We start from the raw sequence: 22,404 nt of genomic DNA, 5'->3' as shown, positions 1-22,404 counted from the left end.
TCATGCAAATGAAACCGCAGTGTCCCGGACAGCGCTTGGCGTCGTCCCGAATTCCGCGCGAAAGGCCCGGCTGAGCGCTGCCCCATCATTGAGGCCTGCGCGCAACGCGATCTCGCCGAGGCTGAGATCGCGTTGACTGTCGTCCATCAGACATCGACGGGCAGATTCCAGGCGCACCAGGCGGATGAGCTTGGCGGGACTTTCTCCTTCCGCTGCCAAGGCGGCATATAGTGCACGGCGAGACATTCCCATATCGCGGGCAAGATCGTTTGGAGTGTAGCGATCGGCGAGATGTGCCTCGATATGATGTCGCGCCCGCCGGGCATAACGTCTTTCGGCAATCGTCCCCAATCTGTTCGACAGGGAACCACGGATCAGATCGAAAGCCGCTTGAAGGAGATGCGGACCACAGCTCTCCTGGTCATCATCGTCGAAAAGGCAGCTCACAACGGCGCCGGCGGCTTTCATCGCGCTGTTGCCGGTTATTAAGCGTATGTCACGGCCGGAAGGAAGCGAGGCGAGTATCGTATGGCGCTCAGGTATCACGAGCATGACAGCCCGATAGCCCGTCAGAACATCCAGGGAATAAGCTTCGCCCAGCGGTACATGGAGTACGTCACCCGCCGAAAGGCATACCTGCTGCTGGTCGTTCGTAAAAACCGAACTCCCCTCCATCTGCCAGACGATCTTGCAGCGGGCCTCCAGCCGGGTAGAGCGCTTCCGGCTTGCACGACCGAGCAGAGCCGGGCTCTCGATACGAATGGCATCCATTCCGGCGACGCGGCGCTGAACGACGTTCCCTGCGAGATCGACATCATCGGCGATGCCGATCTCGAGGTTGGGAAAAATTCTGTCGCACTCACGCAGAAATAGGTCGGACGCCACTGGATTCACCTTTTCCATACGGTAGCGTATCTTGGAGGCGGCGGCAAGATTTGCGTCGAACAGCTCTGCGTTCGACGCTGATCTTTGTCTCATGAGAACCGGTTTGCTAAAAATTCACCTGCAGCCCCGCGTTCACGACGAGCGGGTCGAGCGCGACACGGGCAGTGCCAGGGACCAAACCGCCCGGTGTTGGCAGATTGTAACGCGAATTTGTAGATACCCATGCCTTAGACACTGAACCGAATAGGCTAAAACGCTGATTGAATGGCACCTCGACGCCAGCGACGAGGGCGGGTCCGACGGTATTGGATGTTTTGAAGTTTTGCAGCGCACGATCGTCCGTATCGAAAATGATCGTCCAGTTTACTCCGGCGCCGACATACGGTCTGATCGGACCATTGGGATTGAGGTGATAGCGCACCGTGTAGACCCCAGGGCCGTATGTCACCGTTCCCAGGTCGCCGGCCGAACTCAACGTGCCCGCGCCCCTGAGCGTGGTCTTGGGGGGCAAGCCGATGGTCGCCGCAACGGATATGTTCGGCAATATGAAATAGCCCACCTCCAGCGAGGGTGGCGTGTTGTCTTCGACCGTCGCGTTGCCTCCCGCGACAGGCGCGCCGCCCAGCTTGATCTTTGCATTTTCGTTAAAGAAGAAATGGGCGACGCTGACACGGACATAGGCACGCCCCTTGGCACCATGGGGATCAGCATTTTGCGCGCCGGCTGCAGTGTAGCCCAAGCTGAGGACAAGTGCAGACGCGATCATTGATAGTCTTTTCAATATTCATCTCCTTCTATGATTTTTCTTGTTGTCAGTGCCCCTTGAGCAGTGCCTCCTCCAGAAACTGGCGGGTCTGCTCACCATAAGGCGCGCGCATCAGCATCACGGCTTCGGTGGCTTTGCTTTGTCGATAGATGGAACGTGCGTGGCTGAAGGTTCGGAAACCGACATTGCCGTGATAAGCGCCCATACCGGAAGGGCCGACCCCGCCAAATGGCAGACCTTCGGCAAACACATGGGCCATAACGTCGTTGATCGTCACACCACCCGAGGCGGTGCCATCGATGACTTCACGCGCGGTCGCGTCGTCCTCGCCGAAATAATAGAGCGCGAGGGGGGAGGGGCCGGAGCGGATCTTCGCGATGACCGCGTCGAGTGAATCATAGCCTATCACCGGCAAGACCGGGCCGAAGATCTCCTCCTGCATCACCATCATGTCATCGTTCACGCCGACCAATATCGTTGGCGTCATCCGGCGATCATTGGCCTCGGGTGCCGTTGCGAGCACTTCGACCACCTCGGCACCCTTCTGTCGGGCATCTTCCACGATGTGTTGAAGGCGGGCAAAGTGCCGTTCGCTGATGATCGCGGTATAATCGTCCGAGAGCGTGCCGTCAGGGTACATTGTCCGCGTGGCAGCTACGCATGCATCAACAAACGCCCGCTCCGTACCGCGCGGGACATAGACATGGTCCGGTGCGAGACAGATCTGCCCTGCATTGTAGGTCTTGACTGTCATCACGCGCGCAGCCGACTCGGCCATGTCGAACTGGTCCGTCAGGATCACTGGGGATTTTCCGCCAAGTTCCAGCGTCACAGGCGTGAGATTGGCCGCCGCCGCGCGCATGACGTGCCGGCCGACCGTGGTTGACCCGGTGAAAATCAGGTGATCCCATTTGGCGCCGGAGAATGTCTCTCCCTCCTCCGGCCCGCCTTCAATCACGGCGACTTCCTCCGGGGCGAAGTAGCGGGCGATCAGATCGCCCATCAGCGCGGACGATTTCGGCGTGAATTCCGAGGGCTTTACGACAGCGCGGTTGCCCGCGGCAAGAATGCCGGCGAGGGGCGAGAAAACCAGATTATATGGAAAGTTCCAGGGGCCGATAATGCCGACCACACCGAGCGGATGATATTCAACCCGGGCTTCGGCATCGTGAGCGAGACTCTCGTAGAACTCCGGTTGCATCCATCGTTCGACTTGAGCACTTGCGAGCCGTAGCGAGCCAACAGCGGCAAAGACGTCAGCGATGATCGTCTGGATCGTGCTTCTGTGGCCGAAATCCTCTGACAGGGCGGCGGCAATCGCATCCCTGTTTTCCACAAGGAGCGCTATGGCGCGGCTCAGGCGATCGATCCTGATGGCGGCGGAGGGAAATCCATCGGCGATATAGGAGTGTCGCTGGCGGTTGATGATGGTTTCGAGCCGGCTCTTGAAGTCCATGTTCGGGGCCTTTTCGGTCACGCCGGTGGTTCTCGGCAGATGTGGAGAGATCACAGCGCGCCGATGCGGAGCACGGGTTTCAGCGTCTTGCCGCTTTCGCTATCGGCAACGGCTTCATTGATCTGGTTGAACTCATAAAAGCGGATCAGCTTGTCGAAGGGGAATTTCCCTTGCTTCCACAGCGCGATCATGTGCGGGATGAAGGTCTTTGGCGTGGCCTCACCCTCAAGCGCGCCGCCGATCGACTTGCCGAAGAGCATGTCCATGGCCGAAAGAGTGAATTCGGCACCAGGTTTTGGCACCCCAACCAGCATCGCGCGCCCCCGCATCTTGAGGACATCGACGCTCTGACGGATCACCGCAGGCACAGCGGTCGTATCCAGCGCATAGTCGACGCCCCCCGCCGATAGTTCGCGGATGGTCTCCACCGTATCAGCTCCGGCTTTCACCACATGGTTCGCCCCGACCTGCCTCGCGAGATCAAGCCGATTGTCATGCAGGTCGACAGCGATGATCGTCGTGCAGCCCACCGCGGACGCTGCCATGATAGCGGCAAGCCCGACCGCTCCGGCGCCGAAGACCGCGATCGAGCTGCCCACCTCCGGCCGGAGCACGTTGATGACTGTCCCGGCGCCCGTCTGGATACCGCAACCCAGAGGGCCGAGCAGCGTGAGATCGACGTCCTTGACCACCTTCACCGCATTGCGTTCACTGGCGAGGGCATATGTTGCAAAGGACGATTGGCCGAAGAAGCTTCCGCTGATCGCTTCTCCGTGACAGGTGATGGTTGGGCTGCCATCGAGCCGACGGCCACTGAAATTCAGGGGCATGACATTGTCACAATAGACGGTGTGTCCAGTCACGCAGTTGGAGCATTTGCCGCAATGGGTCATGGTGAGAACGACATGATCGCCAACCGCCAGCGTCGTCACATCCGGCCCGATCTGTTCAATCACGCCAGCGCCCTCATGGCCCAGCACGGCTGGGAGAGGTGTGGGGAGATCCTGGGCGCGCACGCTCATGTCCGTATGGCAAACACCCGTCGCCACAATCCGGATGAGCACTTCGTCGCCCCGAGGCGCGTCCAGTTCAGCAGAGGCCATTTCCCATGCGCCACCATGGCACGGCGTCAATGCTGCAACGATATCGGTCACTCTATCTTCTCCCATTTGATCAATTTTTGTCTAATATCGGCTCCATGACGCTATCGAGCGAAGTCCGATCACGGCATGCGGCGGCGCTTGTCGCGGTGCCTGAATTACGTCACCAAAGTCCAATTGCTGATCGGGCCAGGACCCTCGATGTACCGACCCTTGTCGTGAAACACGCGATTGCGGATAGATTGCGCGCCCGATCCCGACAGGCCATGCTGTCGTCAGCAACAGAAATATTGGTTGAGCTGACATTGCCAGCATCCTCTCAAACTGCTTCATGTCGTTGACCTGAACATCATGGTGACGGCGCGCTCGGTCCCCTGTCCATCAGCTAAAGAGCGCCCCTCAGCTTAGCGCTTCTATTGATGGCGCGTTTGCGCCTGCGTGCAGACAATTGCGGATGCGTGCTCTTCTTTCCAGTTGGGAGACCGAAATGATCCTGCCGTTTCCGGATGCGAGGAAGGAGTGACACGAGTTGGGGATTGTCCCGAAGCAAAAGGGTCGAAGATCAGATTGTAATGCAACTGACCTCCGCCGTGCTGATTGGGCCACGAGGAGGAATGGCTCGATCCTGTCACGGGAAAGAGTCTGGGCCTCAATATTCGCACGATGAAGGTGGTTCGACGATCGACAGGCTGAATTGGCCTGCCGGAGACGAGATGCAAAATACCCGATGCCTCTCGGGACTGGACAACCGATGTCGTCGATCGGTATGATATTTATGTGCGGTCGAAACATCTGCGGTGTCACTCCGTCAGATTCCACTGCGTCTGCACAGGTGCCGGCCCTCTGGGGTGGAGGCGGCAAGCGCACGGTGCCGATAACGATCCGTTTGCGCAAGGCCCACTCCGGCACGAAAGCTTGCCGAACAGGTTGCTGCTTTCCCCGAGAGATATCATCGAGACGCCGACGGGTCGGACAAGCCTACCCCAGGAAGGGCTGCGGCTCGCTCGTGCTGCGTTAACTGCTATGTCGCTGCCCACACCGCCTAGCTGGGCAGGCCCTTCAGAAAAAGATCGACGACCATGTCGGCAAGCTGGTCTCCATTGATTTCTCCCGCAGGGTCAAACCAGGTATGAGTCCAATTGATCATGCCAAAATACAGCATGGTCAAAGCTCGTCGCTTTCCCTTGTTCTTGCCCAGTGTGGTGGCGCGATCGACAATAATACCGTCAACAATATCGAGAAGCCTTCGCTCGGCCTCTATGATGGCCGATCTCCGCTCGACGGGTAGCTTGTCGAGATCATTGATGAGAACCTTGTGCCGATAGGATGCGTTGGCGTAGAGCTTCATGAAGCCATGGGTCAGGGCCTTTAAACGATCGGCAGAGTCCGGCAGGTCAGAAACCTCATCGGCGGAGGCGCGCAGCGCTTCGACATGCCCGATCATGATCTCGAACAGTATATCCTCCTTGGAGGAAAAATAATGATACAATAACGACTTCGAGATACCTGATGCTTTAGCAAGATCTGCGATAGAACTTCCCAGAAATCCAGTTTCACCGTACAGCCGCGCGGCTATTTCGACGATCGCTTCGCGCCGGTCGTCATAGTCTGCCGCCTGTGTCCTCGCCACGCATATATCTCCAAAGCCAGATTCTTCATCGGCTATGCCAGAGGGCGCGCGCGAGGCCAAGCAGATGCTCAGGCGTCGAAGTCCACCGAGACGTCATCGGTCAACGGCATGGCCTGACAGGTAAGGATGTAGCCCTGAGCGATTTCGTCAGCCGAGAGGCCGTAGTTCGCCTCCATATGCACATCTCCGGTCACAAGCTTGGCCCGGCATGTCGCGCAGACACCTGCTTTACAGGCATAGGGGGCGGACATGCCGGCCGCGCGGGCATTTTCCAGGATGCTGCCGCGCGCGCTGTCGAAGCTGATCGAGCGCCTGCGTCCATCAAGCGTGACGCTGACCTTGCGACCCTGTGACTGGCGCTCCAACGCTGCCCGCTGTTCCGCGTTGCCAGCGGGCCTGTCGGCCGTAAAACGCTCGGCCAAAATGGAGGATGAGGGCACATCCTTGGCGAGGAGCGCGGCCTGGGCTGCATCCATCATAGCGCCAGGTCCGCACAGAAATGCTGCCTCGATCGTCGAGGGATCAACCAACCGCTCGAAAATATCACCTAGTTTCTCAGCTTCAAGACGACCGTTGAAGAGTTCGATATCCTCTTCCTCGCCGCTCAGGAAATGATGGACCTGAAGTCGCCCCATATTGCGGTTCTTGAGGGCAGAAAGCGTCTCCAGAAACATCACTGAGCCGCTGTGCCGATTGCCATAAAGCAAGGTGAAACGGCTCTCAGGCTCTTGCGCCAGCATCGTCTTGATGAGTGACAGGATCGGCGTGATGCCCGAGCCCGCCGCAATACCAAGATAATGTGCGCGGCGCGCAGGCGTGAATTTCCAGGTAAAGCTGCCATGGGGAGACATTGCCTCCAGGCGGTCACCCTGCTTGAGTTCGCTGTTCGCCCAGGATGAGAACTGCCCGCCGGGAACCTGCTTGATCGCGACCCATAGCGCGCCTTCGTCTGGCGATGCACAAATCGAATAATTTCGCCGTACATCGTCGTTTTCGAACAAGCGTCGAAGGGTCAGGTGTTGTCCAGGACTGAAAGCGAACGCATCGCCGCAGTCTTCCGGCAAAGCGAGGCGAACCGCGACGGCGTCGTCGGTCTCGCGCCGAACCTCGGCGACGGTCAGTTCGTGAAATGCGACGGACAAGGGTCTCTCCTTAATGACATTTGAAGCGGTCGAACGGCTCCAGGCAGTCTTCGCACTGCCAGAGCGCCTTGCATGGCGTCGATCCGAAACGGCTGACTTCATGGGTCGCGGCGGATCCGCATCGGGGACACGCTGCTGCCTCCCTATTGCGCAGCGAGGACATCGAAGCGCCGCGTGGCGGCGGCGCAATGCCATAAGCCTTGAGTTTTTCACGGCCCGCGTCGCTGATCCAATCGGTCGTCCATGGCGGCGAGAGTACCGTCCGGATGCCGACTTCACCGAATCCGGCGTGATCCAGAGCGTGCCGCACGGCCTGCTCGATCACAAGAGTGGCGGGACAGCCGCTATAGGTCGGGGTGAGCAGGACAGTTGGGGGTGAGCATTCTATAGCCCTGACGATTCCCAACTCGACCACAGAGATTGCGGGGATCTCAGGGTCGGGCACATCGCACAGGACATCGCGCACCCGGTCCTCGAAGCTGGGCGAAGAGATGTCACCAGCGTGCATCGGGAAAACTGCGTGGGATATGCTGCATCACTGCAAGCAGGTGACCGAGATGTTCGCTGTGCTTGCCCTGGCGGCCGCCGGTGACAGGCCGGTGCTGTGCAGGCAGGTCCAGCGTCGCTTCAGCAAGTGATTGCGCGACGATGAGGTCGAAAGGCTCGCGAAGTTTGGCGCGGTCGATGCCGATGCGAGTCTCGATCATCGCTTCGTCCACCGCATCATTGACGAACAGTTCGTCGATGAACCGCCAATTCCATTCCAGGCCATCGATCATGCGCAGACGGCTTTCCTCGGTGCCATCGCCCAAGCGGACTACCCACTCGCGCGCGAGGCCTGCATGATATTCGGTTTCCTTGACGGCTTTCGCGGCGATTGCTGCAAGTTCGGAATCCGACGATGCCGTCAGCGCCCCATAGAGCAGGTTCTGGAACGTCGAGAAAAAAAATTGCCGCGCCATTGTGCGGGCGAAATCGCCATTGGGTTGCTCGACCAGCAGGCAATTGCGAAAGTCGAGTTCGTCCCGGTGAAAGGCGAGGGCGTCAGCATCCCGGCCGCCATTTTCGATCTCAGCGGCATGCGCCAGCAGCAGCGTCCCCTGGCCAATCAGGTCGAGCCCAAGATTGGCAAGCGACAAATCGACTTCGACCGAGGGCGCGTGTCCGCACCATTCGGACAGGCGCTGACCCAGGATCAGAGCGTCGTCGCCCAATCCGATCAGATAGGCCACATGCGCCTCGCGGACCATCACAGCATTGTCCATCACATATGCCTCACGGCGTCGGGCAGGTCATAGAAGGTCGGATGCCGATAGACCTTGTCCTCGGCCGGCGCGAAAAGAGGGCCGGCTTGTGCAGGATCGGACGCAACGATGTCGGCCGAGCGTACTGTCCAGATGCTCACCCCCTCCATGCGGCGGGTATAGGTGTCCCGAGCATGGCGAAGCGCCAGTTCGGCGTCGGGCGCGTGGACAGAGCCGACATGCTTGTGGGACAGTCCGCCGCGCGCGCGGACGAAAACCTCCCAGAGAGGCCAATCATTACTCATCGTCGTGTTCCAATCAGGCTGCGAGGCGCTGGCGCCGCTTCATTTCATAGGCATCGGCAGCTTCACGCACCCAGGCGCCATCTTCCCATGCCTTGCGTCGTGCCTCGATCCGCTCCCTGGCGCAGGGACCTTCACCACGAACGACGGCAAAGAACTCCTCCCATTCGATGGCGCCGAAATCATAACCGCCGCGCGCCTCGTTCCAGCGTAGGTCGGGATCCGGGATCGTAAGACCAAGCAATTCCGCCTGCGGCACGGTTGCGTCGACGAATTTCTGGCGCAACTCATCATTGGTGTCGCGCTTGATACGCCAGCGCATCGATTGTTCGGAATTGGGCGACTGGTCGTCAGGCGGACCGAACATCATCAGGGCAGGCCACCACCAGCGGTCCAGCGCATCCTGTGCCATGCGGCGCTGCGCCGACGTGCCGGCCGCCAACGTCATCATGATTTCATATCCCTGGCGCTGGTGGAAGCTCTCCTCCTTGCACACCCGTACCATGGCCCGTGCATAGGGGCCGTAGGAGGTCCGCTGGAGGGGCACCTGGTTCATGATGGCCGCACCGTCCACCAGCCAGCCGATCGCGCCGATGTCAGCCCAGGTCGGGGTCGGATAGTTGAAGATCGTGCTGTACTTGGCTTTGCCCGCATGTAGTGCATCGATCATCTCGGCGCGGCTCGCCCCGAGTGTCTCGGCGGCCGAATAGAGATAGAGACCGTGGCCACCTTCGTCCTGCACCTTGGCGAGGAGGATGGCTTTGCGGCGGAGGGAAGGTGCGCGGGTGATCCAGTTACCTTCAGGAAGCATGCCGACGATTTCGCTGTGGGCGTGTTGCGAGATCTGCCGGATCAGCGTCCGGCGGTAAGCTTCGGGCATCCAGTCCTTGGGCTCGATGAATTCGTCCGCGGCGACGCGCGCCTCGAACGCCGCGACAAGATCAGCCGGCTCGACGCTGCGGACCCCAGGGTCGGCCTTTTGCAATTCGGTCGTGTACATGGCTCAAAATCTCCTCGAACATGGTGATATTATTAATCGACCGCTCGGTCAACTAATAACTGCGATCAAGGTTGCGCGAGCAGCATGGCGATGCCCTGTCCGACCCCGATGCACATCGTGCATAGTGCGTAACGCGCGCCCCTATCCGCCATTTCGATGGCCGCCGACTGCGCAAGACGCGCGCCCGACATGCCCAGTGGATGCCCAAGAGCAATCGCACCGCCATTTGCATTCACATGGTCCGCGTTGTCGGGAAGGCCGAGTTGGCGCAGGACAGCGAGGCCTTGCGAAGCGAATGCCTCGTTGAGCTCGATGACGTCGATGTCCTTGAGTGCGACACCGATCCGCTCGAGAAGTCGCTGTGTAGCCGGTGCAGGCCCGATCCCCATGATCCGGGGCGGGACGCCGGCGACGGCCATGCCAACGATCCGCGCGATCGGATTAAGGTTATATTTCTCGACACTGGCCTGCGATGCGATCAGCAGGGCTGCAGCGCCGTCATTAACGCCGCTGGCATTGCCCGCGGTGACACTACCGTCAGGGCGAACGATCGGCCTGAGTTTCGCGAGCGCTTCCATGCTGGTTGCGCGTGGATGCTCGTCGCGGTCGACGACGATCGGATCGCCCTTCTTCTGCGGGATGGTGACGGGCACGATCTCGCGCGCGAGGCGGCCGTTCTCCTGAGCCCGCGCCGCGCGCGCCTGACTTTCTACGGCGAAGCGATCCTGATCCTCGCGCGAGATCTGGAAGTCGTCCGCGACGTTCTGGGCGGTCTCCGGCATCGAATCGACGCCATATTGCGCCTTCATCAGTGGGTTGACGAAGCGCCAGCCGATGGTCGTGTCGAATATCTGTGCTTCGCGCGCAAAGGCGCTTTGCGCCTTTCCGGTCACGAACGGAGCGCGCGTCATGCTCTCGACGCCACCCGCAACGATCAGATCCGCATCACCCGACCGGATCGCGCGGGCGGCGTAAGCCACCGCATCCAGGCCCGACCCGCACAGTCGATTGAGCGTGGTGCCGGGGGCGCCCTCGCCAAGGCCGGCAAGTAGGGCGGCCATTCTGGCAACGTCGCGATTGTCCTCGCCCGCCTGGTTGGCACAGCCGAGCACGACATCGTCGATGCCGTTCCAGTCGATCTGGGGATGGCGTTCCTTGAGCGCGCGAATTGGAATGGCGGCCAAGTCGTCCGCGCGCACTTGCGCCAATGCTCCGCCATAGCGTCCGATTGGCGTCCGGGCGGCGTCACAGATAAATGCTTCAGGCATCTGATTGAAGTCCTTCGATTACAGGCCTGCCGAGCGATCGGCTCAGGCCTTGCATGGTAGCGACGACACGGCCGTCCTCGCCAAATACAGTGATTGCGTAGCTGCCTGTCCTTCCACGCACGGCCAACTCGCGTGCTTCCGCCACCAGCCGTTCCCCTGGGTGGCCGGCGTCTATGAACGCAATCGCACAGCTCTGAGCGACGGCAGCGACGTTGCGGGAGTTGCAGGCGTAGGCAAATGCCGAGTCGGCAAGCGCGAAGATCATCCCGCCATGAGCAGTGCCATGGCCGTTCGTCATTGCCGACGTCAGTCGCATCGACACGCGGCTCATTCCTGCATCCGCCGCTTCCAGGGTCAGGGCCCACGCGGTCCCGGTTCCCTCTTTCGACAGCAGGTCAATGGCGACCCGCCAGGCGAGATGCTCGCTGGGAGACCGGGAGAGATTTCTGTGGTTCAACATCATTCCACCTTAGCCGCACGATTAGGACTTGCCAATAATAGTTCGACCGGTCATTCTGCGAATTAAGGGCAGCATGTCCGCCGGAGGATGCATGGCATATCAAACGATAGTTTTCGAAGCGCAGGACGGCGTTGCGCGACTCACGCTGAACCGGCCCGACCGCCTCAACAGCTTCACGTTACAGATGCACGAGGAGGTTGCCGAAGCGCTCGGTCGCGTGGCGGGCGACTCATCAATCCGTGCGCTTTTGCTCACGGGTGCGGGTAGGGGGTTTTGCGCCGGGCAGGATCTGGGCGACCGTGCGGTTGCACCGGGCGCCGAGCCGGTTGACCTCGGAGACTCGGTGGAGCGCTATTATGCGCCCTTGATCCGCAGTCTTACGTCGCTGCCGATGCCGGTCATCTGTGCTGTGAACGGCGTCGCGGCGGGGGCAGGAGCCAATATCGCACTTGCCTGTGACATCGTTCTTGCCGCTCGCAGTGCGAAATTTATCCAGTCTTTCGCCAATATCGGCCTCATCCCGGATTCCGGCGGGACATGGGTGTTGCCACGTTTGATCGGACAAGCGCGAGCGCTCGGCTTAGCGCTGACAGGTGATCCCTTGCCTGCGGAACAGGCGGAAGCCTGGGGCCTCATCTGGCGCTGTGTCGATGATGACGTCCTTGCCGGTGAAGCTGCCGCTCTGGCGTCGCGTTTTGCGAACGGGCCCACTTCCGGGCTCGCCGCGACCAAGCAGGCCTTGCGGGAATCCTCATTGAAGTCACTCGACGCTGCGCTCGACAACGAACGCGATCTCATGCGCAGGCTCGGTCGAAGTGCCGACTATGCAGAGGGCGTTGCCGCCTTCTCGGCGAAACGCAAGCCAGCATTTACGGGCCGTTGACGGCCAAGAAGGAGTTCATCTCATGGCCGTTCGTGCCGTTCAAAGTTACACCGAAGGACATTGGTACACGAGTTCGGGCGGCCGTGAGGCCGTTGCGTCGGCGGTCACCGGTGAGATCATCGCCGAGATTGGCAGTGATGGGATTGATTTCGGCGCGATGTTGCGCTTCGCACGGGCGACCGGCGGACCCGCGCTGCGAGCGATGACCTTTCACGAGCGCGCGTTGATGCTCAAGGCGCTGGCGCAGGCCGTGATGGCGCGAAAGGAGGAACTTTACGAGCTTTCCTACCCCAGCGGTGCGACGCGTTCGGACAGTTGGATCGACATTGAGGGCGGAGCGGGGACGCTCTTCGCCTATGCATCGAAGGGGCGGCGCGAACTGCCCAACGAGCGGCTATTGATCGACGGCGACACCGAATTGCTGGGCCGTGCCGGCACCTTTGTCGGGCAGCATGTCTACACGTCGTTGCAGGGCGTCGCCGTTCACATCAACGCTTTCAATTTTCCGATCTGGGGAATGCTCGAAAAACTCGGGCCCACCCTGCTCGCGGGCGTGCCGGCCGTCGTCAAACCCGCACAGTCAACCGGCTACATCGCCGAGGCCGCTTTCCGGATCATGATCGAATCCGGCGTGCTGCCGGCAGGTGCGCTGCAACTTGTGTCGGGCAAGACGGGAGATCTTTTCGATCATCTGACTGCCCAGGATGTCGTGGCCTTCACCGGCTCTGCTCGCACAGCCATGCTGTTGCAAAACCATCCGGTCATTGCGCGCGAATCGGTTCGGTTCACGGCGGAACGCGACTCGCTCAATGCGTCAATTCTCGGGCCGGATGCGACGCCCGACACGCCCGAGTTCGATCTATTCGTCAAGGAAGTGGCGAAGGAGATGACGGTGAAAGCCGGGCAGAAATGCACTGCCATTCGCCGCGCGCTCGTGCCTGCCAACCTGATCGACGCCGCGCAGGAGGCGCTGTCGGCCCGTCTCGCCAAGATCAAGGTCGGTGACCCGCGCGACGAAAGCGTGCGCATGGGAGCACTTGCCAGTCGCAGCCAGTTGTTGGACGTCCGTTCAAGGATCACCGAGCTCGCAAAGGTAGCGCCGATCGTCTTCGGAAGCCCGGACGATGTTCCTCTTACGGGCGAAGGCCTAAGCGGAGGCGCTTTCATGTCGCCCATCTTGCTGCGGACCGACACGCCATGGAAGGCGACGGCAATCCATGAGGTCGAGGCCTTCGGTCCGGTATCGACGCTAATGCCCTATGACGGCATCGATGATGCAATTGCGCTCGCGAACCGCGGCATGGGGTCACTCGCGCTATCGGTCGTGACACACGACCCGGACGTTGCGCGTGACGTGATCCTCACAGGCGGCGCCTGGCATGGTCGCATCCTCTTCCTCGACCGCGACTGCGCCAAGGAGTCGACGGGTCATGGCTCGCCACTGCCGGTCCTCATTCATGGCGGGCCGGGCCGCGCTGGCGGCGGCGAGGAAATGGGAGGTATCCGCGGCGTGAAACATTATATGCAGCGCACCGCGCTGCAGGGTGGCCCAGCATTACTGTCAAAGGCCGTGCATCAGCAGTTGCCGGGCGCCCCGACTGCCGAAGGCGACCGCCATCCCTTCCGGCTGACATTCGGGGAAATTGAACCCGGCTACGGCATCCGTACCGCGGCAAGGACCGTTACACTCGAAGACATTGAGCATTTCGCACACTTCACCGGCGACACATTCTATGCGCATATGGACGAAGAAGCGGCGTCAAAGAGTCCGATCTTCGGCGGCCGCGTAGCCCATGGCTATCTGATCCTGTCGTTCGCTGCCGGCCTGTTCGTCGATCCCGCGCCCGGACCAGTGCTCGCCAATTACGGTCTTGAAGGACTGCGCTTCGTCAAGCCTTTGAAGCCAGGAGACAGCATGAAGGCGGTCCTGACCGCTAAATCGAAGTCCCTCAAGACACCGGAAATGGGCGAAGTTCGCTGGCATGTCGATGTCAGCAACCAGGACGATGAGCTTGTTGCCACCTATGATCTGCTGACGATGAACGCGGTCTGAGAGCCGGGAAAGAGGAGAGGAAAATGGCTACCGCGCTTGCACTTGAACCCATTGAGACAGCTTCGGTCGACGAACTTCGCGCGCTTCAGCTCGAGCGGCTTCGTTGGTCCATACGTCACGCCTATGAAGGCAATCCCCGCTATCGTGCGAAGTTCGATGCGGCGGGCGTACACCCGGATGACCTTCGAACGCTTGCGGACCTGGCCCGCTTTCCGTTTACGACGAAGGCCGATCTGCGAGACGCCTATCCGTTCGGCTTCTTCGCCGTCCCGCAAGAGAAACTTTCGCGCATCCACGCATCGTCGGGAACTACCGGAAGGCCCACCGTCGTCGGCTATACCAGGAAGGATATCGAAACCTGGTCAGGTGTGGTCGCACGATCCATCCACGCGGCGGGCGGGCGCCCGGGAATGAAGGTCCATATCGCCTATGGCTATGGCCTCTTCACCGGCGGCCTCGGTGCCCATTATGGTGCAGAGGCGCTCGGATGCGCGGTCATTCCGATGTCTGGAGGGCAAACCGAAAAGCAGGTCCAACTGATCGGCGACTTCCGGCCCGAACTGATCATGGTCACGCCCAGCTATATGCTGTCGATACTCGACGAATTCCGGCGACAGGGCATCGATCCGGCCACCACCTCGCTCACGACAGGCATCTTCGGCGCAGAACCGTGGACAGAAGCCATGCGCGCCGAGATCGAACAGGCATTCAACATCAGCGCCGTCGACATCTACGGTCTCTCGGAAATCATGGGCCCCGGTGTGGCGCAGGAATGCGCTGAATCCAAGGACGGGCCGACCATCTGGGAAGATCATTTCTACCCTGAGATCATCGATCCTGTGACCGGCGAGGTCGTGCCCGAGGGCGAGGAGGGCGAGCTTGTGTTCACCTCGCTCACCAAGGAAGCAATGCCTGTCATTCGCTACCGTACCCGCGATCTGACCAGACTACTACCGGGTACGTCACGGACCATGCGTCGCATGGCAAAGATCACTGGCCGCTCGGACGACATGATGATCATTCGTGGGGTGAATGTCTTTCCGACCCAGATTGAGGAACATATCCTCGGCTGCACTGCGCTCGCGCCGCATTATCTGATCGAGATCACGCGCCCGAGCCGGATGGATCAGGTGAAACTGCTTGTCGAAGGGCGGGCGGGCATCGGCGACAACGAATGCGCGCGTGATGGCAAGCGGCTCGCCGAACGGATCAAGACCATGATCGGCATCACGGTCGCGGTCGATATCCAACCGGCAGGTTCGCTCGTGCGATCCGGTGGCAAGGCTACACGGGTGCTCGACTTGCGGCCCAAGGCGTAATTTCCCCAGGAGAATCCGGACCATGCATAAGCTGATGGCGCTCTATAAAATTCCGGCCGATGAGACGGCTTTCTTCGCCCACTATAATTCCGTCCATCTGCCGTTGGTCGAGAAGATACCGGGGCTGTTGAAGACCGAAGTCACGCGGATTGACCGCACATTGATGGGCGAGGAGGGCAATTTTCTCCTGGCTGAGCTTTATTTCGCTGATGTGGATAGCTTCAAAACCGCCATGAAAAGCGATGAAAATGTCGCAGTTGGCGCCGACGCGGTGGCCTTTGCGCCTGGCATTTTGACGGTCATGACCGGTCACACCCTGGGCGATTGAACGGACCATGCCCATCCATCAGGAAATCGTCGGCAGGATCCTTCTGCTCAGAGTCGACAATCCCCCGGTCAATGCCTTGTCCAGGGTCGAGCGCCGCGGCCTGATCGATGGGATTGTGCGCGGGGCCGATGAGGATATCGATGCAGTCGTCATCATCGGTACCGGCGCGAGCTTCATCGCAGGCGCGGACATCCGGGAGTTCGGCCAGCCGCCCGAGCCGCCACATCTTCCCGAAGTCGTCGAGGCGATCGAGGCTTCTACAAAGCCGGTCGTTGCGGCGATCGCCGGCCAGGCGCTCGGAGGCGGGCTGGAAGTCGCCCTAGCATGCCACTATCGGCTGGCAAGCGCAGACGCCAGGCTCGGGCTTCCTGAAACGACCCTGGGCCTCATTCCGGGGGCGGGCGGGACGCAACGCTTGCCCCGTCTTGTCGATCCCCTTGTCGCCGCAGACATGGTTGCCACCGGTAAGCCGCGCAATGCGACAAGCGCGCTGCAGATCGGGCTGATCGACTGGATCGCCGAAAGGCCGCTCGAGATCGAAGCTGTGGAGCGGGCTCGAGATGTCGCCAGGCAGTCGCTCGACGGGCGACGTCTGTCTGAAGGGAATGTCGCGACATCGACCGCCACAATTGAAGCGCTCGCCCACCTGAAGGCGGACACGGTCAGAAAATCGCGGGGCGCACTCGCTCCCGGCATCGCCATAGACCTCATCCGTTTGGCGCTACAAAGTCCCTATGATGCCGGTGTGGCCGAGGAACGGGCCCGTTTTCTTGAATTACGATCGAGCCCGCAAGCCGCCGCCCTGCGGCACATCTTCTTTGCGGAACGGGAAGCCGCGAAAGGACAGGGCGGGGCCGCGCGCAGTGTTGCACGCGTCGGCGTCATAGGCGCGGGCACGATGGGCGCGGGGATCGCGATGAGCGTGGCGGACGCAGGCTTTCCGGTCACCCTCATCGAACAAAATGAAGCGGCGCTTGCCGCCGGGCTCGATCGTATCGCGCGAGCCTATGGCGATGGGGTCGCGCGAAAAAGACTGACCAGCGAGGTAGCGGCCGAGCGCCGTGCCAATATCACCGGCGCAACCGATTATGAGGCGTTGGCGCAAGCGGATCTCATTATCGAGGCCGCCTTCGAAACCATGGAGGTCAAGGATTCGATCTTCAGGCGTCTTGACGCCGTCGCGCGGCCCGAGGCGATCCTGGCGACGAACACCTCCTATCTCGACATCGACGCAATCGCGGCCGTAACCGACCGACCCGGCCAGGTGGTGGGGCTCCATTATTTCAGCCCGGCCAATGTCATGAAGCTCCTGGAGATCGTGCGCGGGCGCAAAACCGATCCGGCGGTGCTGGCGACCGCGCTCGCTTTCGCCCGCCGAACCGGCAAGATACCGGTCGTCGCTGGCGTTTGCCACGGTTTCATCGGCAACCGGATGCTGCGTGCCTACAACCGGGAGGCGGGGCTATTGTTGCTCGAAGGCGCGACACCCTCGCGGGTCGACAAGGCTTTGACGGACTTCGGCATGGCCATGGGACCCTTTGCCGTGGCGGACCTCTCCGGGATCGACATCGGTCACAAGGGACGGATGGTCATGGAACCGGGATCCTATGAGCCTGCTGCTTTCCGCGTCCACGACACGCTGGTTTCGCGTGGATTTCACGGTCGCAAGACTGGCGCTGGTTTTTATCTCTATTGTGACGGGAAGGTCGAGGGCGACAACCCCGAAGTGGCAGACATCGTGGCGGCGGCGCGCGAGAATTTTGGCGTCGAAGCTCGAAACATCGATACCCACGAAATCGTGGAGCGGTGCATCTTTGCGGCTGCCGCCGAAGGACTGCAGATCGTGAAAGAAGGGATCGCGGCGCGGCCAGGCGACGTCGATGTGGTTTTCGTGAACGGCTATGGCTTCCCTCGCCACCGCGGAGGACCGATCTTCCATCTGAACCAGGCCGGCGATGTCGGTGTCGCGGCGCTTCGTGGCTATGCGCAAGGCCCCTTCGGCCGCTGGTGGCCATCTGCCGATCCGCATGACAGCAACGTCGAGATGCACCCTCGAGGCCAATCAACACAAGATGCCGCTTAAGGAGAGACGACATGGCAACGGCGCAATCCTACGTAACCCCGCTCAGCGCGGTCTCCACCTTCATCGGGCATGATCACGGGCTCTTCATCGATGGCGACTGGCGCGCTGCGAAGGGTACCGAACGACTTGACGTCTTCGATCCCTCGACCGGAGAACCCATCGCGAGCGTCGCCAATGCGTCGCCCGACGATGTCGATCATGCCGTGCGCGCTGCCCACAAGGCGTTCGAGAGCGGCGTCTGGAGCGGCATTGCCCCCGCCGAGAGGGAACGCCTGCTCCTCAAGTTTGCCGATCTGGTCGAAGCCAATGCGGAGGAACTGGCGCAGATCGAAACGCTCAACCAGGGCAAGTCGATCAACATCTCGCGTTTCGTCGATGTCGGTGGCGCACCGGCTTACATGCGTTACGTCGCTGGCCTCACGACGAAGATCACCGGGGAAACGTTCGACGTCTCGATCGGCGCGATTCCAGGTGCACGTTTCACGGCCTCGACGCGCCGCGAACCTATCGGCGTCGTGGGCGCGATCGCACCGTGGAACTTCCCGATGATGATCGGGCTGTGGAAAATCATGCCGGCGCTTGCAGCTGGCTGCACCGTCGTCCTTAAGCCATCGGAAGTCACGCCGCTTACGAGCTTGCGGCTTGCGAGTCTGGCGAAGGAGGCGGGGCTTCCCGCGGGTGTTCTCAACGTGATCACCGGTGACGGCAAGGCAGGCAAAGCGCTGGTCGATCATCCGCTCGTGGCGAAGATCACGTTCACCGGTTCGACCGCAACCGGCAAGGCGATCGCGCGATCTGCATCGGACCGGCTTTTGCGCACCTCGCTCGAACTTGGCGGCAAGAACCCCGCCATCTTCCTTGCCGACGCGCCCATCGAACAGGCGGTCCAGGGTGCAATCCTCGGCGGCTTTTTCAACAACGGTCAGGTCTGCGCGGCCTCCTCGCGGCTCTATGTCGCGCGCGCCATCTATGATCCCTTCATCAAGGCTCTTGCCCACGCGGTCGATGGTATGACCATGGGCCCAGGGCTGGACACGGCCGCGCAGATCAATCCCGTGGTTTCATTACAGCACCGCGCAAAGATTCTGGACCATATAGCGCGCGCGCGTCAGGATGGCGCCGAGATTCTCGCGGGAGGTGAAAGTCCCGACCGCGCTGGCTACTATGTCCGGCCGACCGTTGTAGTCGGCGCGGGAGCGCAGCTTGCCATATCCCGGCAGGAGGTCTTCGGGCCGCTGGTCACCGTCACCCCCTTCGACGATGAGGACGAAGCGATCAACCTTGCCAATGATACCGAAATGGGCCTGACGGCCTCGTTGTGGACTAACGATCTCAAGAAAACGATGGACCTCGTACCCCGGATCAAGGCCGGCACGGTCTGGGTCAATTGCCACAACTTGATCGATCCCAATATGCCGTTTGGAGGCTACAAGGAATCCGGGATCGGCCGCGACTTCGGCATCCATTCGCTGGACGGCTATAGCGAGGTAAAGTCCGTGTGCATCGCGCACTAAGCATCAGCGGTCGGCTTGACCGCCGTTGGTCTCGGTCCCCCTAGCTACGGACGGAAAGGATCGACGGACCGGAGCGCGGTCGCGGGGCTGGCTCGCGACCGCGGTGGCAATGTGGTCGATGAAACTGCGTGCACGTCGCGACAGGAAGCGGGTCTGCGGATAGATCACCGTTACCGTTATCGGGGGCAGATAATAATCCGGCAGGAGACGCCTGATCTTCTTGTCGCGGACGTCATCGTCGATCAGCCAGGATGGTACAATGGCTATCCCGTCGCCCGCCACCGCAGCCTGATAGGCGGCCTCGTCACTGTTGGTACACAGACGACCCGATAGTTGCACGACCTGTCGGCCATTTTCCGAATCGAACTCCAGACGGCCGCTTGCGTTTCGGGTGGAACGCACGATCTCATGGGCCTCCAAATCGATCGCGCTCTCAGGCGCGCCGTGGGCTGCGAGATAGGCCGGAGAGGCCACGACCGCCCATTCAAATACGCGAATGGTTCGGGTAATCAAGGATCCTTCCGTCGGCGCGGCCGTGGTAATAGCAAGCTCCAAGCCTTCCGCGACAATGTCCTTAACATTGTCGCTCAGCACCGCATCGAGGCTGATCAAAGGATGGGCAGCCATGAACGAGCGCACCAGAGGGAAGAGGAGGGTGCGGCCGAGCGATTCGGGCAACGCCAGCCGCAAAAGTCCGGCGGCCTCGGGTTGCTGGCCTTTGACGAGAGCGTGGGCGGTCTCAACGGCATCAAGCATATGTTGCACATGTTCGTAGATTCGGGAGGCCTCCGGTGTCGGACTGATACGCCGTGTGGTTCTCGTAAACAGTTGAACACCAAGGCTATTTTCCAGGCCTGCAACATGTTTGCTGACCGTGGACTGGGAGATTCCGAGCTGTCGTCCGGCTGCGGAGAAACTTCCCAATTCCATCAGACGGGCGAACGCGGCGTAAGCTTCGATGCGATCAGTCATTTATTCTCTTTCGCATATATCATAGTGGATTTGCGTCATTTACGCCTGACCGCTCGGTCGATAAATAGAAAAGAAAAGCTTCACCCCAGGAAAGCTTCACTCCAGGAAAGGATGAATGGCATGAGCAAAAAGATCGGAATTATCGGCGCGGGCACCGCGGGCCTCAAACTAGGCTTGCACCTTCTCAAGAACGGTGTCGAGGTTAAGCTGTTCACCGATCGTCGCCCGGAAGAATATGCCGGCATGCGATTGCTCAACACGGTGGCGCACCATCATGTGACCGTAGAGCGCGAAGACAAGCTGGGCGTGAACCACTGGCCGGATGTCGGCTACAAGGGGCATTATTATTACATCGGCACCCCCGAGCCGCTTCAGTTCTATGGCGACCTCGTCGCACCGAGTCGTGCGGTCGATTACCGCATCTATCAACCCCAGCTCATGCAGGACTTCATCGATCGTGGCGGCGACATCGAATATGGGCAGATCGCACACGAAGACCTCGATGCGATTGCCGACGAATTCGATCTCCTCGTGGTTTGCACCGGCAAGGGTCCGTTTGGGCAAATGTTCACCCACGAGCCTGCCTACTCGCCGTTCGATCGGCCGCAGCGCGCTCTCTGCGTCGGCCTGTTCAAAGGCATCCGCGAGCCCGAAACCCGTGCGGTGACGATGTATTTCTCCCCCGGGCACGGCGAGATGATCGAGATCCCGACACTCTCCTTCAACGGCATGGTCAACGCGCTCGTGATCGAGAACCATATCGGTGGTGATCTCGAAATTCTCGCCAAGACCAAATATGATGACGACCCCAAGGCCTTCATCGCGCTTCTCCTCGAGAAGCTACAGAAGCACTATCCAACCTGCTACGAGCGCATTGACCTCGAGGAGTTCGATCTGGCCAATGGCCCGCTCGACATTCTGCAGGGTGGCGTTACGCCGACTGTCCGCAACAGCTATGGCAAGCTGCCGAACGGCAAGATCGCCGTGGCGCTGGGCGATGTGCAGGCCGTCGTCGACCCGGTCCTGGGGCAGGGGGCAAACATGGCCTCTTACGCGGCGATCATCCTGGGCGAAGAGATTGTCGCCAATGACGTGCTCGACGAGCGCTTCATGGAAAAGGTCGACGCCCGCCGTCGCGACCGCGTGCTGAGCGCCACGCGCTGGACCAACTACATGCTTTCGTCGCTCGCGACCCTCGATCCCAATCTTCTCCAGTTCATTGGGGCTGTCAGTCAGAATCCGAAACTGGCCGACGAGTTCACGGAGAACTTCAATTTCCCGGAGAAGCAGTGGGACTGTTTTTCGAGCCCGGAGCGCGTGCAGGCGTGGATCCAGGCCCGGCTCGGTACGCCCGCCAACGATGCCGAGGAACTTGTCGCCGCAGAATAAGTGATGGGTTGCCCCCTTTGGGGGGCAATCTCACCGAAGTGAGAGGATAAATCGATGGTTCCCGACCAAATGTTTAAGCAGGCGCTGTCCCGGTTGGCTGCGGGCGTGAGCATCGTGTCGACCGCGCACAACGGTGAGCGTCGCGGCGTCACTGCCACCGCCGTCTGTTCCGTCTCCGCTGCGCCGCCGACCATCCTGGTCTGCGTCAACACCGCCACCGGTACCTGTCAGATGATCAAGGAAGCAGGTCATTTCGCTGTCAACCTCCTCGCCGAGCACCATCAGCCTGTTGCTGAAGTCTTCGCCGGGAGGGGGGGGCTACAGGGCGATGAGCGCTTCGGCCACGGCGACTGGATCCGAGGGGAGGAACGGGGCTTGCCGATCCTGTCAAGCGCCCTCGCAGCCCTGGAATGTCGCGTCGATCAGGCCGTCGAAGCCGGCACGCATATCGTGTTCTTCGGTATCATCGAAAGTGCCTATTTCGACGAGAATCCACCGCTCATCTTTCATGGCGGCAGGTTCCACGTTCTGCCGATGGCGAACGCGGCCTGATCTAATCGCATGACAATGCATAACAATGCATAACAATGCATAACAATGCATAACAATA

Annotated in this window: 21 protein-coding genes; 8 read left to right on the top strand and 13 right to left on the bottom strand. The window is 60.6% G+C overall.

Annotated features, from left to right (window positions below):
* The 12 genes from BMY84_RS13545 to paaI form a co-directional block, all read right to left on the bottom strand.
* Positions 1-903 carry an AraC family transcriptional regulator gene (locus tag BMY84_RS13545; protein WP_177204015.1) on the bottom strand — a complete coding sequence of 301 codons (903 nt, stop codon included), beginning with the start codon at positions 901-903 and terminating at the stop codon, positions 1-3.
* Between the two features lie 88 nt (positions 904-991).
* Positions 992-1,666 carry an OmpW/AlkL family protein gene (locus BMY84_RS13540; RefSeq protein WP_143075044.1) on the bottom strand — a complete coding sequence of 225 codons (675 nt, stop codon included), beginning with the start codon at positions 1,664-1,666 and terminating at the stop codon, positions 992-994.
* A 31-nt stretch (positions 1,667-1,697) separates the two neighbouring features.
* The gene (locus BMY84_RS13535) at positions 1,698-3,107 is read right to left on the bottom strand and encodes a coniferyl aldehyde dehydrogenase (RefSeq protein ID WP_177204028.1); all 1,410 of its coding nucleotides are present in this window, start codon (positions 3,105-3,107) and stop codon (positions 1,698-1,700) included.
* Between the two features lie 50 nt (positions 3,108-3,157).
* Complete coding sequence (locus BMY84_RS13530; protein ID WP_256215246.1) at positions 3,158-4,261, bottom strand: NAD(P)-dependent alcohol dehydrogenase; 1,104 nt, start codon at positions 4,259-4,261, stop codon at positions 3,158-3,160.
* A gap of 988 nt (positions 4,262-5,249) precedes the next feature.
* Positions 5,250-5,837: a TetR/AcrR family transcriptional regulator gene (locus tag BMY84_RS13525; RefSeq protein ID WP_039570686.1), complete on the bottom strand. Its 588-nt coding sequence runs from the start codon at positions 5,835-5,837 to the stop codon at positions 5,250-5,252.
* A gap of 68 nt (positions 5,838-5,905) precedes the next feature.
* Positions 5,906-7,081 (bottom strand): 1,2-phenylacetyl-CoA epoxidase subunit PaaE, encoded by a 1,176-nt coding sequence (gene paaE / locus BMY84_RS13520; protein WP_167702723.1) that lies wholly within the window; start codon positions 7,079-7,081, stop codon positions 5,906-5,908.
* The gene (paaD, locus tag BMY84_RS13515) at positions 6,990-7,487 is read right to left on the bottom strand and encodes a 1,2-phenylacetyl-CoA epoxidase subunit PaaD (RefSeq protein WP_093084507.1); all 498 of its coding nucleotides are present in this window, start codon (positions 7,485-7,487) and stop codon (positions 6,990-6,992) included. The genes paaE and paaD overlap by 92 nt, the downstream gene beginning before the upstream one ends.
* Positions 7,474-8,244: a 1,2-phenylacetyl-CoA epoxidase subunit PaaC gene (gene paaC / locus BMY84_RS13510; protein ID WP_256215252.1), complete on the bottom strand. Its 771-nt coding sequence runs from the start codon at positions 8,242-8,244 to the stop codon at positions 7,474-7,476. Before paaC ends, paaD begins: the two co-directional genes overlap by 14 nt.
* On the bottom strand, positions 8,244-8,528 hold the full coding sequence (gene paaB / locus BMY84_RS13505; RefSeq protein WP_066043567.1) for a 1,2-phenylacetyl-CoA epoxidase subunit PaaB: 285 nt from the start codon (positions 8,526-8,528) through the stop codon (positions 8,244-8,246). The genes paaC and paaB overlap by 1 nt, the downstream gene beginning before the upstream one ends.
* A 13-nt stretch (positions 8,529-8,541) precedes the next feature.
* Positions 8,542-9,525, bottom strand: coding sequence for a 1,2-phenylacetyl-CoA epoxidase subunit PaaA (gene paaA / locus BMY84_RS13500; RefSeq protein WP_039570697.1), 984 nt, complete (start codon positions 9,523-9,525; stop codon positions 8,542-8,544).
* Between the two features lie 65 nt (positions 9,526-9,590).
* Positions 9,591-10,793 carry a 3-oxoadipyl-CoA thiolase gene (gene pcaF, locus BMY84_RS13495; RefSeq protein ID WP_039570700.1) on the bottom strand — a complete coding sequence of 401 codons (1,203 nt, stop codon included), beginning with the start codon at positions 10,791-10,793 and terminating at the stop codon, positions 9,591-9,593.
* Positions 10,786-11,256: a hydroxyphenylacetyl-CoA thioesterase PaaI gene (gene paaI / locus BMY84_RS13490; protein ID WP_228383772.1), complete on the bottom strand. Its 471-nt coding sequence runs from the start codon at positions 11,254-11,256 to the stop codon at positions 10,786-10,788. The genes pcaF and paaI overlap by 8 nt, the downstream gene beginning before the upstream one ends.
* A gap of 88 nt (positions 11,257-11,344) precedes the next feature.
* Between paaI and paaG the strand changes: the two genes are divergently transcribed.
* Genes paaG through BMY84_RS13460 form a run of 6 tightly spaced genes read left to right on the top strand, consistent with a single transcriptional unit; the run spans position 11,345 to position 19,433 of the window.
* Complete coding sequence (paaG, locus tag BMY84_RS13485) at positions 11,345-12,136, top strand: 2-(1,2-epoxy-1,2-dihydrophenyl)acetyl-CoA isomerase PaaG (protein WP_093084506.1); 792 nt, start codon at positions 11,345-11,347, stop codon at positions 12,134-12,136.
* A complete protein-coding gene (paaZ, locus tag BMY84_RS13480; protein WP_256215245.1) occupies positions 12,078-14,189 on the top strand; it encodes a phenylacetic acid degradation bifunctional protein PaaZ in 2,112 nt (703 codons plus the stop codon). Before paaG ends, paaZ begins: the two co-directional genes overlap by 59 nt.
* A 23-nt stretch (positions 14,190-14,212) precedes the next feature.
* Positions 14,213-15,508 carry a phenylacetate--CoA ligase PaaK gene (gene paaK / locus BMY84_RS13475; RefSeq protein ID WP_066043557.1) on the top strand — a complete coding sequence of 432 codons (1,296 nt, stop codon included), beginning with the start codon at positions 14,213-14,215 and terminating at the stop codon, positions 15,506-15,508.
* 22 nt (positions 15,509-15,530) lie between these two features.
* Positions 15,531-15,836 (top strand): EthD family reductase, encoded by a 306-nt coding sequence (locus BMY84_RS13470; protein ID WP_066043554.1) that lies wholly within the window; start codon positions 15,531-15,533, stop codon positions 15,834-15,836.
* Between the two features lie 7 nt (positions 15,837-15,843).
* The gene (locus BMY84_RS13465; protein WP_052207693.1) at positions 15,844-17,919 is read left to right on the top strand and encodes a 3-hydroxyacyl-CoA dehydrogenase NAD-binding domain-containing protein; all 2,076 of its coding nucleotides are present in this window, start codon (positions 15,844-15,846) and stop codon (positions 17,917-17,919) included.
* 11 nt (positions 17,920-17,930) lie between these two features.
* Positions 17,931-19,433 (top strand): aldehyde dehydrogenase family protein, encoded by a 1,503-nt coding sequence (locus tag BMY84_RS13460; RefSeq protein ID WP_093084503.1) that lies wholly within the window; start codon positions 17,931-17,933, stop codon positions 19,431-19,433.
* 3 nt (positions 19,434-19,436) lie between these two features.
* Here the strand turns inward: BMY84_RS13460 and BMY84_RS13455 are convergent, their stop codons facing one another.
* Complete coding sequence (locus BMY84_RS13455) at positions 19,437-20,405, bottom strand: LysR family transcriptional regulator (protein WP_093084501.1); 969 nt, start codon at positions 20,403-20,405, stop codon at positions 19,437-19,439.
* A 120-nt stretch (positions 20,406-20,525) separates the two neighbouring features.
* On the opposite strand from BMY84_RS13455, the gene styA reads away from it, so the two are divergent.
* Both styA and BMY84_RS13445 read left to right on the top strand, forming a co-directional pair.
* Positions 20,526-21,794 carry a styrene monooxygenase subunit StyA gene (gene styA, locus BMY84_RS13450; protein ID WP_093084500.1) on the top strand — a complete coding sequence of 423 codons (1,269 nt, stop codon included), beginning with the start codon at positions 20,526-20,528 and terminating at the stop codon, positions 21,792-21,794.
* Positions 21,795-21,848: 54 nt separating this feature from the next.
* Positions 21,849-22,346, top strand: a complete 498-nt coding sequence (locus tag BMY84_RS13445) for a flavin reductase family protein (protein ID WP_039570716.1) — start codon at positions 21,849-21,851, stop codon at positions 22,344-22,346.
* Positions 22,347-22,404: the final 58 nt, after the last annotated feature.

Origin of the sequence: Sphingobium sp. AP50 (assembly GCF_900109095.1) — a bacterium.
In the GTDB taxonomy this organism is placed as follows: Bacteria; Pseudomonadota; Alphaproteobacteria; order Sphingomonadales; family Sphingomonadaceae; genus Sphingobium.
This window is presented reverse-complemented; position numbering and strand designations above follow the sequence as displayed.

What these genes read in the sequence shown, in the direction of transcription:
- BMY84_RS13545 (WP_177204015.1), bottom strand. Translation starts at nt 903, where the DNA reads ATGGAAAAGGTGAATCCAGTGGCGTCCGACCTATTTCTGCGTGAGTGC.
- BMY84_RS13535 (WP_177204028.1), bottom strand. Translation starts at nt 3,107, where the DNA reads ATGGACTTCAAGAGCCGGCTCGAAACCATCATCAACCGCCAGCGACAC.
- paaE (WP_167702723.1), bottom strand. Translation starts at nt 7,081, where the DNA reads ATGAAGTCAGCCGTTTCGGATCGACGCCATGCAAGGCGCTCTGGCAGT.
- paaD (WP_093084507.1), bottom strand. Translation starts at nt 7,487, where the DNA reads ATGCACGCTGGTGACATCTCTTCGCCCAGCTTCGAGGACCGGGTGCGC.
- paaC (WP_256215252.1), bottom strand. Translation starts at nt 8,244, where the DNA reads ATGGACAATGCTGTGATGGTCCGCGAGGCGCATGTGGCCTATCTGATC.
- paaB (WP_066043567.1), bottom strand. Translation starts at nt 8,528, where the DNA reads ATGAGTAATGATTGGCCTCTCTGGGAGGTTTTCGTCCGCGCGCGCGGC.
- paaA (WP_039570697.1), bottom strand. Translation starts at nt 9,525, where the DNA reads ATGTACACGACCGAATTGCAAAAGGCCGACCCTGGGGTCCGCAGCGTC.
- pcaF (WP_039570700.1), bottom strand. Translation starts at nt 10,793, where the DNA reads ATGCCTGAAGCATTTATCTGTGACGCCGCCCGGACGCCAATCGGACGC.
- paaI (WP_228383772.1), bottom strand. Translation starts at nt 11,256, where the DNA reads ATGATGTTGAACCACAGAAATCTCTCCCGGTCTCCCAGCGAGCATCTC.
- paaG (WP_093084506.1), top strand. Translation starts at nt 11,345, where the DNA reads ATGGCATATCAAACGATAGTTTTCGAAGCGCAGGACGGCGTTGCGCGA.
- paaZ (WP_256215245.1), top strand. Translation starts at nt 12,078, where the DNA reads ATGCAGAGGGCGTTGCCGCCTTCTCGGCGAAACGCAAGCCAGCATTTA.
- paaK (WP_066043557.1), top strand. Translation starts at nt 14,213, where the DNA reads ATGGCTACCGCGCTTGCACTTGAACCCATTGAGACAGCTTCGGTCGAC.
- BMY84_RS13470 (WP_066043554.1), top strand. Translation starts at nt 15,531, where the DNA reads ATGCATAAGCTGATGGCGCTCTATAAAATTCCGGCCGATGAGACGGCT.
- BMY84_RS13465 (WP_052207693.1), top strand. Translation starts at nt 15,844, where the DNA reads ATGCCCATCCATCAGGAAATCGTCGGCAGGATCCTTCTGCTCAGAGTC.
- BMY84_RS13460 (WP_093084503.1), top strand. Translation starts at nt 17,931, where the DNA reads ATGGCAACGGCGCAATCCTACGTAACCCCGCTCAGCGCGGTCTCCACC.
- BMY84_RS13455 (WP_093084501.1), bottom strand. Translation starts at nt 20,405, where the DNA reads ATGACTGATCGCATCGAAGCTTACGCCGCGTTCGCCCGTCTGATGGAA.
- styA (WP_093084500.1), top strand. Translation starts at nt 20,526, where the DNA reads ATGAGCAAAAAGATCGGAATTATCGGCGCGGGCACCGCGGGCCTCAAA.
- BMY84_RS13445 (WP_039570716.1), top strand. Translation starts at nt 21,849, where the DNA reads ATGGTTCCCGACCAAATGTTTAAGCAGGCGCTGTCCCGGTTGGCTGCG.